12 protein-coding genes are annotated in these 11,536 nt (G+C 75.5%); 4 read left to right on the top strand and 8 right to left on the bottom strand.

Annotated features, from left to right (window positions below; translation table 11 throughout):
- Nucleotides 1–43 precede the first annotated feature (43 nt).
- A complete protein-coding gene (locus BM158_RS13250) occupies nt 44–1,849 on the top strand; it encodes a glycosyltransferase family 39 protein (RefSeq protein WP_091559613.1) in 1,806 nt (601 codons plus the stop codon).
- On the opposite strand, the gene BM158_RS13245 is transcribed toward BM158_RS13250, so the two are convergent.
- Entirely contained in the window at nt 1,819–3,090 is a 1,272-nt protein-coding gene (locus BM158_RS13245; RefSeq protein ID WP_091559609.1) for a class I SAM-dependent RNA methyltransferase, read from the bottom strand. The two genes, BM158_RS13250 and BM158_RS13245, sit on opposite strands and share 31 nt — an antisense overlap.
- Nucleotides 3,087–5,117, bottom strand: coding sequence for an APC family permease (locus BM158_RS13240; protein ID WP_091559606.1), 2,031 nt, complete (start codon nt 5,115–5,117; stop codon nt 3,087–3,089). The genes BM158_RS13245 and BM158_RS13240 overlap by 4 nt, the downstream gene beginning before the upstream one ends.
- Nucleotides 5,118–5,244: 127 nt before the next feature.
- Between BM158_RS13240 and BM158_RS13235 the strand changes: the two genes are divergently transcribed.
- Complete coding sequence (locus BM158_RS13235; protein ID WP_091559603.1) at nt 5,245–5,913, top strand: potassium channel family protein; 669 nt, start codon at nt 5,245–5,247, stop codon at nt 5,911–5,913.
- Entirely contained in the window at nt 5,913–6,578 is a 666-nt protein-coding gene (locus tag BM158_RS13230; RefSeq protein WP_091559600.1) for a potassium channel family protein, read from the top strand. The genes BM158_RS13235 and BM158_RS13230 overlap by 1 nt, the downstream gene beginning before the upstream one ends.
- Here the strand turns inward: BM158_RS13230 and BM158_RS13225 are convergent.
- Genes BM158_RS13225 through BM158_RS13200 form a run of 6 tightly spaced genes read right to left on the bottom strand, consistent with a single transcriptional unit; the run spans nt 6,575 to nt 10,193 of the window.
- Nucleotides 6,575–7,357 carry a DUF3159 domain-containing protein gene (locus BM158_RS13225; protein WP_229827420.1) on the bottom strand — a complete coding sequence of 261 codons (783 nt, stop codon included), beginning with the start codon at nt 7,355–7,357 and terminating at the stop codon, nt 6,575–6,577. The two genes, BM158_RS13230 and BM158_RS13225, sit on opposite strands and share 4 nt — an antisense overlap.
- Nucleotides 7,354–7,731: an OB-fold nucleic acid binding domain-containing protein gene (locus BM158_RS13220; protein WP_091559596.1), complete on the bottom strand. Its 378-nt coding sequence runs from the start codon at nt 7,729–7,731 to the stop codon at nt 7,354–7,356. Before BM158_RS13220 ends, BM158_RS13225 begins: the two co-directional genes overlap by 4 nt.
- Nucleotides 7,728–8,465, bottom strand: coding sequence for a DUF3710 domain-containing protein (locus tag BM158_RS13215; RefSeq protein ID WP_091559593.1), 738 nt, complete (start codon nt 8,463–8,465; stop codon nt 7,728–7,730). The genes BM158_RS13220 and BM158_RS13215 overlap by 4 nt, the downstream gene beginning before the upstream one ends.
- 1 nt (nt 8,466) lies before the next feature.
- Nucleotides 8,467–8,973, bottom strand: coding sequence for a dUTP diphosphatase (dut, locus tag BM158_RS13210; RefSeq protein ID WP_091559589.1), 507 nt, complete (start codon nt 8,971–8,973; stop codon nt 8,467–8,469).
- A 9-nt stretch (nt 8,974–8,982) separates the two neighbouring features.
- On the bottom strand, nt 8,983–9,876 hold the full coding sequence (locus BM158_RS13205; RefSeq protein WP_091559584.1) for a hypothetical protein: 894 nt from the start codon (nt 9,874–9,876) through the stop codon (nt 8,983–8,985).
- Between the two features lie 17 nt (nt 9,877–9,893).
- Nucleotides 9,894–10,193, bottom strand: a complete 300-nt coding sequence (locus BM158_RS13200) for a DUF4193 domain-containing protein (RefSeq protein ID WP_091062581.1) — start codon at nt 10,191–10,193, stop codon at nt 9,894–9,896.
- A gap of 255 nt (nt 10,194–10,448) precedes the next feature.
- On the opposite strand from BM158_RS13200, the gene BM158_RS13195 reads away from it, so the two are divergent.
- Entirely contained in the window at nt 10,449–11,495 is a 1,047-nt protein-coding gene (locus tag BM158_RS13195) for a phosphotransferase family protein (RefSeq protein ID WP_091559581.1), read from the top strand.
- The last annotated feature ends 41 nt before the right edge of the window (nt 11,496–11,536 follow it).

The raw sequence follows: 11,536 nt of genomic DNA, 5'->3' as shown, positions 1-11,536 counted from the left end.
GCCCGGAGCTCCCTGTCAGCATCCGGGCACACCGTCCTCAGCCGTGACCACCCTGCTCGACGCCCCCGCGCCGGCCACCGGGCCCGCCCCCGCGCGCACCCGCCGCCGCCCCCCGGCCCACCGGCTGGCGTTGGTCGCGCTGCTCGCCGGCACCGCGGCGCTGTACACCGTCGCCCTGCCGCGCTCGGGCTGGGGCAACGCGTTCTACGCCGGCGCCGCGCAGGCCGGGTCGCAGAGCTGGTCGGCCTGGTTCTTCGGCGCCTCCGACGCCCCGGGCTCGGTCACCGTGGACAAGCCACCGGCGGCGCTGTGGGTGATGGGCCTGTCGGTGCGGCTGTTCGGGTTGTCCAGCTGGTCGCTGCTGGTGCCGCAGGCGCTCATGGGTGTGCTGGCCGTCGCCGTCCTGGCCGCGACCGTGCGGCGGGTGCTCGGCCCGTGGGCCGGGGTGCTGGCCGGGCTGCTGCTGGCGGTCACCCCCGTGGTCACGCTGATGTTCCGCTACGACAACCCCGACGCGCTGCTCACCCTGCTGTGCGTGCTGGCCGCCTGGGCGGTCGGCCGGGCGGTCGCGGACGGCCGCACCCGCTGGCTGCTGCTGGCCGGGGCCTTCCTCGGCGTCGCCTTCCTCACCAAGTCGCTGCAGGCCTTCCTGGTGCTGCCGGGGCTGGCGGCGGCCTACCTGCTGGCCGGCCCCCCGCGGCTGGGCCGGCGGGTGCTGCAGCTGCTGGGCGCCGGGGCGGCGCTGGTGGTCGCGGCGGGCTGGTGGGTGCTGGCCGTGCGGCTGGTGCCCGCCGCGGACCGGCCCTGGGTCGGCGGCACCAAGGACGACGACCCGCTGAGCCTGGCGCTGGGCTACAACGGCCTGGGCCGGCTGGACGGCGACGAGATGTCCGGCGGCGGCGGGCTGCACCGGACGGCGACCTCGGTCTGGCGCCTCGTCGGCTCCGGCGGCGACGAGGCCGGCTGGCTGCTGCCGCTGGCCGTGCTGGCCCTGGTCGCCGGGCTGGTGGTCACCGCGCGGGCCGCCCGCACCGACCGGGTGCGCGGTGCGCTGGTGATGTGGGGCGGCTGGCTGGCCGTCACCGCCGGGGTGCTGAGCACCATGAAGGGCATCGAGCACAGCTACTACGCGGTGCAGCTGGCGCCGGCCATCGCCGCGCTGGTCGCCCTCGGCGGCACGCTGCTGTGGCGCCGCGGCCGGGCCGGGCGGGCGGTGCTGGCCGTGGGGGTCGTGCTGGGCGCGGGGTGGACCGCCGTCGACGCGCAGTACCACTGGCACCACCCCGGGGCCGCGGCCGTGCTGGCCGGCGTCCTCGGCGCCGTCGTCCTCGGCGGGCTGGTGGCCTGGCGGGCCGGCCGGCCGCGGGTGTTCCTCGGCGCGGCGGCCCTGGCGCTGACCCTGGCGCCGCTGACCTGGTCGGTGAGCACCGCCGCGGCGGTCAACCAGAGCAGCAACGTCTACGCCACCCCGCCGCCGGTCACCGCGGCCGGCTGGCGGGTCGGGCCGCACGACGGGGCCGGCGTCGACCCGCGGGCGCTGCAGCTGCTGGAGTCCGGTGGCGACGGCTACACCTGGGTCGCGGCCACGACCGGCCACCACGGTGCATCCATCCAGCTGGCCGTGGGCTCGCCCGTCATGGACATCGGCGGCTTCTCCGGGCAGGACCCCGACATCACCCTCGACCAGTTCACCGCCGACGTCGCCGCGCACCGGATCCACTACTACGTCGGCGGCACCGGCGGCGGCCCCGACGCGGCCCGCATCCTGGCCTGGGTGCAGGGCCACGGCCGGCAGGTCCCGGCCGGGACGACGAAGCTCTACGACCTCTCGGGGCTGGCCACCGGCTGATCACCGGGCACCAGCAGGGCGACGCACTCCACGTGCGCCGTCATGGGGAAGGCGTCGTAGGCGCGCAGCCCGGCCAGCCGCCAGCCGGCCGCGGCGAACACCGCGACGTCGCGGGCCAGCGACGCAGGGTCGCACGCCACGTAGGCCACCGCGCGGGCCCCGGAGGCGGCCAGCACCGTGCTGACCTCGCGGCCGGCGCCCGAGCGGGGCGGGTCGAGGACGACGACGTCGGGCGGGCCGTCCAGCTCGGCGAGCAGCCCGCTGAGGCCCTCGCCGTCGACGTCGCCCTGCCACACCTCGGCCTGCGGCAGGTCGGCCAGGTTGTCCGCGGCGGCCGCGCACGCCCCGGCGTCGGCCTCCACGCACACCACCTGGCCACCGGTGCCGACCCCGGCGGCCAGCGACCCGCCGAACAGGCCCGCGCCGGCGTACAGGTCGAGCACCCGCTCCCCCGGCCGGACGCCGACGAACCCGGCCACCGCGCCGACCAGGGCGTCGGCCGCGGCGGGGTGCACCTGCCAGAAGCCGGTGCCCTCGACCTGCCAGTCGCGGTGCCAGGCCTTGCGCTCCGCGCGCGACCCGGTGGCCCCGGCCCCGGTCGGCCGGGCCACCTTGGTGGAGCGGGCGTGCCCACGCCGGTCCAGCACGGTGGTCGTCACCCCGCCGACGGAGTCGACCGCGACGTCGACCGCCCCGGCGCCGTCCCACCGGCGACCCAGCACCGCCTCGACCGCGGGCTCGACGGTGATCGGGCAGTCCTCGAGGACGACGACGTCGCGGGAGCGGTGCGGGCGCAGACCCGGGCGCCCGGACCGGTCGACGGCGAACCGGGCGCGGGAGCGCCACCGCAGCGGGCCGCCGGGCAGCTCCTCGACGTCGAGGGCGACGTCCATCCCGGCCAGCCGGGCGAACTGCTCAGTGACCACGTCGGCCTTGAGCCGGCGCTGCGCGGCGGGGTCGACGTGCTGCCAGTCGCAGCCCCCGCAGCGCCCCGGGCCGGACGCGGGGCAGGGCCGCTGCACCCGGTCGGGGCTGGCGTCGAGCACCTCGACGGCGTCGGCGCGGCAGTAGCCGGCGTGCCGGTCCTCGGTGACGGCCACGACGACCCGCTCGCCGGGCAGGGCGTGCCGGACGAAGACCACCCGGCCCTCGTGCCGGGCCACGCAGTGCCCGCCGTGCGCGACCGGCCCGACGGTCACCTCGAACCGCTGCCCGACCCAGGTACCGCCGTCGTCGCTCATCTCTCGCCAGGGTCCTCCGCGAAGCCGCGGCGCAGGTCACCGGGGGCCGGGCCCTCGGGCTGGCGCAGCAGCACCTCCTCGCGGTCGCGGGAGCCCTCGAGCTGCCACGGCACGGTGGTGATCATGACGCCGGGCTGGAACTGCAGGCGGGTGCGCAGCCGCAGCGCGCTCTGGTTGTGCAGCACGTTCTCCCACCAGTGGCCGACCACGTACTGCGGCACGAAGACCACCACGAGCTCGCGCGGGCTGTCCCGGCGGATGTCCTTGACGAAGTCGACGACCGGCCGGGTGATCTCCCGGTAGGGCGACTCCAGCACGGTCAGCGCCACCGGGATGTCGTAGCGCTCCCAGTCGGCCTGCAGCGCGCGGGTGTCGGCCTCGTCGACGTTGACGGTGAGCGCGGTGAGCTGGTCGGGCCGGGTCGCGCGGGCGAAGGCCAGCGCCCGCAGCGTCGGCTTGTGCACCTTGTTGACCAGCACGACCGCGTGCACCTTCGCGGGCAGCGTGCGGGAGTCGCCGCTGGGCACCAGCTGGTCGGCGACGTGGGTGTAGTGCCGGTTGATCTGCCGCATCAGCAGGTAGATGAACGGCATCGCGACCAGCACGATCCAGGCGCCGCGGGTGAACTTGGTGAGCACGATGATCACCAGCACGATCGTGGTGATCGACCCGCCCAGGGCGTTGATCACCTGGGAGCGCCGCATCCGGGCCCGCTCGGCGCCCTCGACCAGCTTCATCTCCCGGTTCCAGTGCCGGACCATGCCCCACTGGCCGATGGTGAAGCTGGTGAACACCCCGACGATGTAGAGCTGGATGAGCCGGGTGGAGTCGGCCTCGAAGGCCACGATCATCACCACGGCGAACCCGGCCAGCAGCAGGATGCCGTTGCTGTAGACCAGCTTGTCGCCCCGGGTGTGCAGCTGCTTGGGCATGTAGCGGTCCTGCGCGAGCACCGAGCCCAGCAGCGGGAAGCCGTTGAACGCGGTGTTGGCCGCGAGGATGAGCACCAGCGCCGTGGTCGCCTGGATGTAGAAGAAGCCCACCGAGCTGTCCCCGCCGAACACCGCGCTGGCCACCTGCGCGATGACGGTGCGCTGCGGCTGGGTCTCGCAGTCGGCGAACCCCTCGAGGTCGCAGGGGAACTCGGCGTACTTGACGTTCGCGAACAGCGCCAGCGCGGTGACCCCGGCGAACATGGCGGCGGCGATGCCGCCCATGAGCGCCAGGGTGGTCGCGGCGTTCTTCGACTTCGGCGGCCGGAAGGCGGGCACGCCGTTGGCGATGGCCTCGACCCCGGTCAGCGCGGTGCAGCCCGAGGCGAACGCACGCAGCACGAAGAACAGCAGGGCCACCCCGGCCAGGTCGCCGTACTCCGGCTCGGGGGTGATCGAGTACCCGGCACTCTCGGCGACCAGGGAGGCGTCGGTGAAGAAGTACCGGACGAACCCGGTCACCACCATGACCAGGATCCCGGCCACGAACAGGTAGGTGGGGACCGCGAAGCCCTTGCCCGACTCCCGCAGGCCCCGCAGGTTCGCCCCGGCCAGGAAGGCCACCAGCCCGACGGCGATGAGCACCCGGTGCTCGGCCAGCTGCGGGAACGCCGAGATGATGTTGTCGGTGCCCGAGGCGACCGACACCGCCACCGTCATCACGTAGTCGGTGAGCAGCGCGCTGGCCACCACCAGCGAGGCGAACCGGCCGTGGTTCTTCGCCGCCACCTCGTAGTCCCCGCCGCCGGAGGGGTAGGCGTGCACCACCTGGCGGTAGGACAGCACGACCACGACCAGCAGCAGGACGACGGCCACCGCCAGCCACGGCGCCAGGAAGAGGAACGCCGTCCCCGCCAGGGTCAGCACGATCAGGATCTCCTGGGTGGCGTAGGCCACGGAGGAGAGCGGGTCGCTGGCGAAGATCGGCAGCGCCAGCCGCTTGGGCAGGAGGGACTCCCCGGCCTTGTCGCTGCGGACCGGGCGGCCGAGCACGAGGCGCTTGGGGAGTTGCCCGAGGTCGGACAGCGAAGGCACGCGGCGATGGTACGGACGCGGGAGGCCCCCACCGCGTCCGCGCCGGTGGGGTCGCGCACACGTGTAGCTTCGCGGCCTGTACGCCACGGCGGTCCGCGCCGGGCGGCTGGACCCCGCAGGAGCGCACGTGCACGTGGTCGTCATGGGCTGCGGCCGGGTCGGATCGGCCATCGCGCGCAAGCTGGAGAAGATCGGGCACAGCGTCGCGGTCATCGACCAGAACGCCGAGGCCTTCCGCCGGCTGGGCCCGGAGTTCAACGGCCGCCAGGTCACCGGCCTCGGCTTCGACCGGCAGGTGCTGCTGGACGCCGGCATCGACTCCGCCGGCGCCTTCGCCGCGGTGAGCAGCGGCGACAACTCCAACATCATCAGCGCCCGGGTGGCGCGGGAGACCTTCGGCGTCGAGCACGTCGTGGCCCGCATCTACGACTCCAAGCGCGCCGAGGTCTACGAGCGGATGGGCATCCCCAGCGTCGCCACCGTGCCGTGGACGGTGAACCGGCTGATGCGCGAGCTGCTCAGCGTCAAGGTCACCGAGATCTGGCGCGAGCCGACCGGCACCGTGCTGCTCATGCGGGTCACCGTCACCGACGGCTGGGTCGGCCGGCCGCTCAAGGAGCTCGAGCGCGCCTCCGGCGCCCGGGCGGCCTGGCTGGTCCGCTTCGGCGAGGCGCAGCTGCCGCACTCGGGCACCGTGCTGCAGGCCGGGGACCACCTGGTGGTCGCGGCCACCGACGAGATCGCCACCGCCGTGCACGACGTCGTGGAGAACGCACCCGAAGGAGGGCACCACTGATGCGGGTCGCCATCGTGGGGGCCGGCGCCGTGGGGCGCTCGATCGCCGGGGAGCTGCTGGGCAACGGCCACGCCGTCATGCTCATCGAGAAGAACGCCTCGAAGGTGCGCGCCAAGGCCGTGCCGGGCGCCGAGTGGGTGCAGGCCGACGCCTGCGAGGTCACCGCGCTCGAGGAGGCGCAGCTGGCGACCTGCGACGTCGTCATCGCCGCCACCGGCGACGACAAGGCCAACCTGGTCGTCTCGCTGCTGGCCAAGACGGAGTTCGCGGTCAACCGCGTCGTCGCCCGGGTCAAGGACCCGCGCAACGAGTGGCTCTACACCGAGGCGTGGGGGGTCGACGTCGCCGTCTCCACCCCGCGGGTGCTGGCCGCGCTGGTCGAGGAGGCGGTGACGGTGGGCGACGTCGTCCGGCTGATGAGCTTCCGCAAGGGCGCGGCCAACCTCACCGAGATCACCCTCGCCGAGGACACCCCCTGGGTGGGCCGAGCGCTGCGCGACGTGCCGCTGCCGCGGGAGACAGTGCTCACCGCCATCCTGCGCGGCGAGCGGGTCATCACGCCCTCCCCCGACGAGCCGCTCGAGGCCGGCGACGAGCTGCTGTTCGTCATGCACGGCGACGTCGAGGAGGAGCTGCAGGAGGTCCTCTCCGGGAGGCCGGCCTAGCTGTCGGCCGTGCGGTGGCGGTGCAGCCGCGCCACCACCCACAGCGTGACCACCAGCGCCGCGCCGGTGACCGGCAGGCCCAGCACCACCGACATGGTGCCCAGCAGGGTGACCTGGTCCTGCCAGTACAGGACGCCCTGCACGGCGAAGCGGACCAGGAACGTGCCCGCCCACAGCACGGTCAGCCAGGTGTAGGCGCGCAGCACCCGCCGGTCGTCGCGCCAGTGCCGCTCCGGGGCGGCGTCCGGCTCCCGCTCGGCCGCCGTCCCCTCGTCGGGCCCGGCGGCCTGCTCGGCCGCCTCGACGACGGCCGCCCCGCGGGCGCGCAGCCGCCCCGCGAGCTTGCCCCCCACGCTGTGGTCGGCCATCGAGCCCAGGTGGCTGGGCGCCAGGAACTCCGCCGCGACGCCGACCAGGGGCCAGCGCACCAGCACCGACCCCAGCAGGACGACGCCGAGCGCGGCGTTGCGCACCAGGCCGAGCACGAAGAAGTCCCGGGCCTCGCCGGAGGCGCGCGCGATGGCGACGGCGATCGCGACGCCGATCAGCCCGCTGACCGCCTGCTGCACGCTCTCCTTGCGCAGCAGCCGCAGCCCGAACACCAGGACCGCGGCGACCAGGGCGGCCCAGATGCCGACGGTGAGCCCGCCGATCCCGTTGGCGACGACGAAGGCCACGGTGGGCAGCGAGACGTCGACCATCCCGCGCCAGCCGCCGAGCTGCTCCAGCACCAGGTGCCGGTCGAAGGAGACCGGCTTGCGCCCCTGCGCAGAGCTCACCCGGCGCTCAGCTCGTACCAGGGGTTGTAGATGACCTTGCGCCCCTCGAAGGAGGCGAACCGGCCGCGGGCGGTCAGCGACCGGCCCGGTTCGATGCCGGGGATGCGCCGGCGGCCCAGCCACACCAGCGTGACCGAGCCGGAGCCGTCGAACAGCTCGGCCTCCAGCGTGGGCACGGTCTCCCGCGGGGTGTAGACCACCGACTTGAGCCGGCCGGTCACCGCGACGACCTTGCCCTTCTGGCACATGCTCACCGGCTCGCAGCCGGAGCTGACGACGTCGGACTGCAGCTCCTGCGCGTCGATCGTCTGGTCGTCGGCGGTCAGCTTGGCCAGCTTCTGGGCCAGCCAGCCCTTCGGACGGGTCTCGGTCACGCCTCCAGGGTAGGACCGGTGCCCGCCGGTGGCCCCGACTGCTGCGCCACACCCTTCTGCGCCGCCTGCTGGGCGGCGACCTGCTGGGCGGCCTGCGCGGGCAGCGTCATCGGCAGCTGCTCGCGCACCGGCATCGGCTCGGTGCCGCGGACGACGACGATGCGCCGGAACGCGTCCTCCAGGGCCTTCCCCGCCTCGGGCGTCTCCGCGGCGGGGCCGGAGATCATCCCGCGCAGGAACCACCGCGGGCCGTCGACGCCGATGAACCGGGCGGCCCGCCGCACCGGCGCCGCGGGGGCGGTCTGCCCGGGCTGCGGCGGCGCGGCCGCGGTGACCACGCCGGCCAGCTCGGGGCCGAACGGCCCGTCCTGCTCGGTGAGCGTGCCGCCCTGGCCCCGGGCGCTGGTCACCAGGTCGGCGCGCACGCCCTCCCAGATGCCCCCGGCGCGGGGCGCGGCGAACGCCGACACCTGCAGCAGCGAGTCGCCGGAGCGCAGGCTGGCGCCGATCACCTTCTGCGCCTGGTTGACGTCGACCCGCAGCTCCATGCCGGGGACGGCGGGCAGCCGCAGCGACCCGAGGTCGACGCGCTGCACGCCGTCCTCGGGCGCGTCGGTCTCGTCGAAGGGGCCGGTGGTCTCCTCGTGCGGCCGCTCGCGCACCTGCGGCTCCGGGGGGACGCCCCGCTCCCGCACGCTGCGCTCGATCCGGTTGCGCCGTCGTCCGAACGGCATGTCAGGCCTGCCCCTCTGTCTGCGTCGGTGTCGCTGTCGGTGCGGTGAACCCGCCGGTGGAGCCGTGCCCGCCGGTGCCGCGCGCGCTGGCCGGCAGCTCCGCGACCGGCCGGAACTCCGCCTGCACCACCGGCTGCACGACCAGCTGGGCGATGCGGTCGCCACGGCGCAGCCGGATGGTGCGCTCGGGGTCGTGGTTGACCAGGTTGACCTTGATCTCGCCCCGGTAGCCCGCGTCGATGGTGCCCGGGGCGTTGACCATGCCCAGGCCCACCCGGTGGGCCAGGCCGGAGCGCGGGTGCACGAACCCGGCGTACCCCTCGGGGATCGCCACCGCCACCCCGGTGCCCACCAGCGCCCGCTGGTGCGGGGCCAGCTCGAGGTCCTCGGTCAGCGCCAGGTCGGCCCCGGCGTCACCGGGCTGCGCGTAGGACGGCGCCACGGCGCCCTCGGCGAGGACGACCGGCACCGGCACGGCGGCCGGGAGGGGTGCGGACGGGGACGGCACGGGCCGAGGCTAGTGCCGGCCGGGGGCGCGCAGGTCGGCGAGCACGGCCTCGGCGAGCTGGGACGTCGCCTTCCGGTTGCTGCGCGCCGCCAGGCCGGCGCCGAGCAGCATGGGCGCCGCCGAGGAGACGTTGCGGGCCAGCCGGCGGGTGACCCGGCGGCGCAGCGCGTTCACCCCGGCGCTACCCAGGGTGGCCAGCAGCCCGCCGCCGCCCCCGTCGCCGGTGTCGACGGCGCGCTGGTGGGTCCAGCTGGTCAGGTAGGCCGCCGCGCGGGCCCGGGCGTCGCCGGGCGCGGGCCGGCCGTGCAGCTCGTGCAGCTCGCCGATAAGCACCACCTCGACCGCGGCGACCAGCACGGTCTCGGCGCCCAGCTCCAGCGGCAGCGCCACCATCGACGGCGGCGCGAACCACTGCGCGGCGGTCAGCCCGCCGGTGGCCGCACCGATGCCGGCGGTGATGCGGCCGTAGCGGGTGACCAGGGCGTCGGCGACGGCGTCAGTGTCCATGCCGGGGTAGGCCGCCCGCAGCCGTGCGGCGTCCCGGATCGGCAGCCGGGGCGCCGCGGCGTGCAGCAGGTCGGTGAGCACGGTGCCCGGCCGCCACCCGCCGCCGCGGTCCTCCTCGCCGGCGGGGGCGCGCTCGGCGTCGTCGGCACCGTCACCGCGGCCGGCGCGGGCCGCCGACGCGACGGCGGTGACGACGTCGCGCAGCACCGCCCCGGCCCGGCCGCCCTTGCCCGGCGGCTCCTCGCCGGCGGGCCGGTCGGCCAGGAGGCCGCCCACCGCGTCGGCGACCGACCGGGCCGCCCGCGCGAGCGGGCTGGCGGTGTCGTCGACGGCCTCGGCCACCGGCCGGGGACGCGGGACGTCCCGGGCCGGTGCGGTGCGCGGCTCCTCCTGCACGGTGGCCTCCGGGTCGATCAGGCGCAGTCGCGGCAGATCAGCCGGTCGCCCTTGGTGCTGGCCAGCCGGCTGCGGTGGTGCACCAGGAAGCAGCTGGAGCAGGTGAACTCGTCCTCCTGCTTCGGCAGCACCCGGACGGTGAGCTCCTCGTTGGACAGGTCGGCGCCGGGCAGCTCCAGCGCCTCGTTGAAGTCGGTCTCGTCGACGTCGACCGAGGAGGACTGCGCCTCGGCCCGGCGGGCCTTGAGCTCCTCCAGCGAGTCCTCGCCGAGCTCGTCGGCCTCGTTGCGTCGTGGGGCGTCGTAGTCGGTGGCCATGGTGTGCCCCTCTTCTTCTCTTCGTCGTGCGGGCCGCTGGCCCGTTGTCCTCGCCCCGTCCGGCCGCCGCGGTCTCGGGCCGGCCCTCGGGGCCCCGCTCGCGGTGCTGCCGGACTCCGGCAGGCCACCCAACGTGGCGGGTGCCGCGTTTGTGCCCGGGTCGGCGGGCGTCACACACCGTGTCCGGTGGGCGTCGTCGCGCGGCCGCGGAACGGGGTCGTCCGGGGCGGGAGCGCCAGAGGCTACCCTGCGCCGATGACCGCCATCGTGGGTGCCGACCCGGGGGTCGTCGGCCCCTACCTCGCGACCGTCCTGGACGACCCGCGCTGGCAGCGGGTCGACGTGTCGCTCATCGCGGCGGGCATGTCCAACCTCACCTACGTGGTGACCCCCGCCGAGGGCCCCGCCTCCGACGCGGTCATCCTCCGCCGCCCGCCCACCGGTGCCGTGCTGGCCACCGCGCACGACATGGCCCGCGAGCACCGGGTGGTCAGCGCGCTGGCCGGCACCCCCGTGCCCGTGCCGCGCACGCTGCACCTGTGCACCGACCCCGAGGTGCTCGGCGCGCCCTTCTACGTCATGGAGCGGGTCGAGGGCGTGCACGTCGTCGACCAGCTGCCGCCCGGCTACGCCGACACCGAGGGCGAGCGCCGCGCCCTCGGCGACGGCCTGGTCGACGTGCTGGCCGACCTGCACTCCGTCGACCCCGCGGCGGTGGGCCTGGCCGACTTCGGCCGGCCCGAGGGCTTCCTGGCCCGCCAGGTGCGCCGGTGGACCACGCAGTGGGAGGCCACCCGCGACACCGACCGGCCCGACCTCGACGCCCTGGCCGCCCAGCTGGCCGCGACCGTCCCCGCCACCCAGCGCAGCGGCATCGTCCACGGCGACTACCGGATGGACAACTGCCTGCTCGACCCCGACGTGCCCGGCCGGGTGCGGGCGGTCCTGGACTGGGAGATGTCCACCCTCGGCGACCCGCTCACCGACCTCGGCATGCTCTTCGTCTACTGGCCCGAGGCCGGCGAGGACCGCGGCGTCGCCCTCTCGGCGGTCACCACCCTGCCCGGCTTCCCCACCCGCGCCCAGGTGGCCGAGCGCTACGCCGCGCGCACCGGCACCGACCTGGGCGACCTGTCCTGGTACGTCGGGTTCGCCTACTTCAAGTTCGCCTCCATCCTGGCCGGCATCGTCGCCCGCTCCGCCGCCGGCGCCATGGCCGGCAAGGACGCCACCGGGTACGCGGACAAGATCGGGCCCTGCGTCGCGCTGGGGCGCGCCGCGCTGGCCGACGGTGCGGTCTGAGCGGCCCCGGCCGCACTACGATCTCGCCGATCCCTGACCTG

Source organism: Klenkia taihuensis (genome assembly GCF_900112525.1).
GTDB lineage: Bacteria > Actinomycetota > Actinomycetes > Mycobacteriales > Geodermatophilaceae > Klenkia > Klenkia taihuensis.
This window is presented reverse-complemented; position numbering and strand designations above follow the sequence as displayed.

What these genes read in the sequence shown, in the direction of transcription:
- BM158_RS13215 (WP_091559593.1), bottom strand. Translation starts at nt 8,465, where the DNA reads ATGCCGTTCGGACGACGGCGCAACCGGATCGAGCGCAGCGTGCGGGAG.
- BM158_RS13195 (WP_091559581.1), top strand. Translation starts at nt 10,449, where the DNA reads ATGACCGCCATCGTGGGTGCCGACCCGGGGGTCGTCGGCCCCTACCTC.
- BM158_RS13245 (WP_091559609.1), bottom strand. Translation starts at nt 3,090, where the DNA reads ATGAGCGACGACGGCGGTACCTGGGTCGGGCAGCGGTTCGAGGTGACC.
- BM158_RS13230 (WP_091559600.1), top strand. Translation starts at nt 5,913, where the DNA reads ATGCGGGTCGCCATCGTGGGGGCCGGCGCCGTGGGGCGCTCGATCGCC.
- BM158_RS13200 (WP_091062581.1), bottom strand. Translation starts at nt 10,193, where the DNA reads ATGGCCACCGACTACGACGCCCCACGACGCAACGAGGCCGACGAGCTC.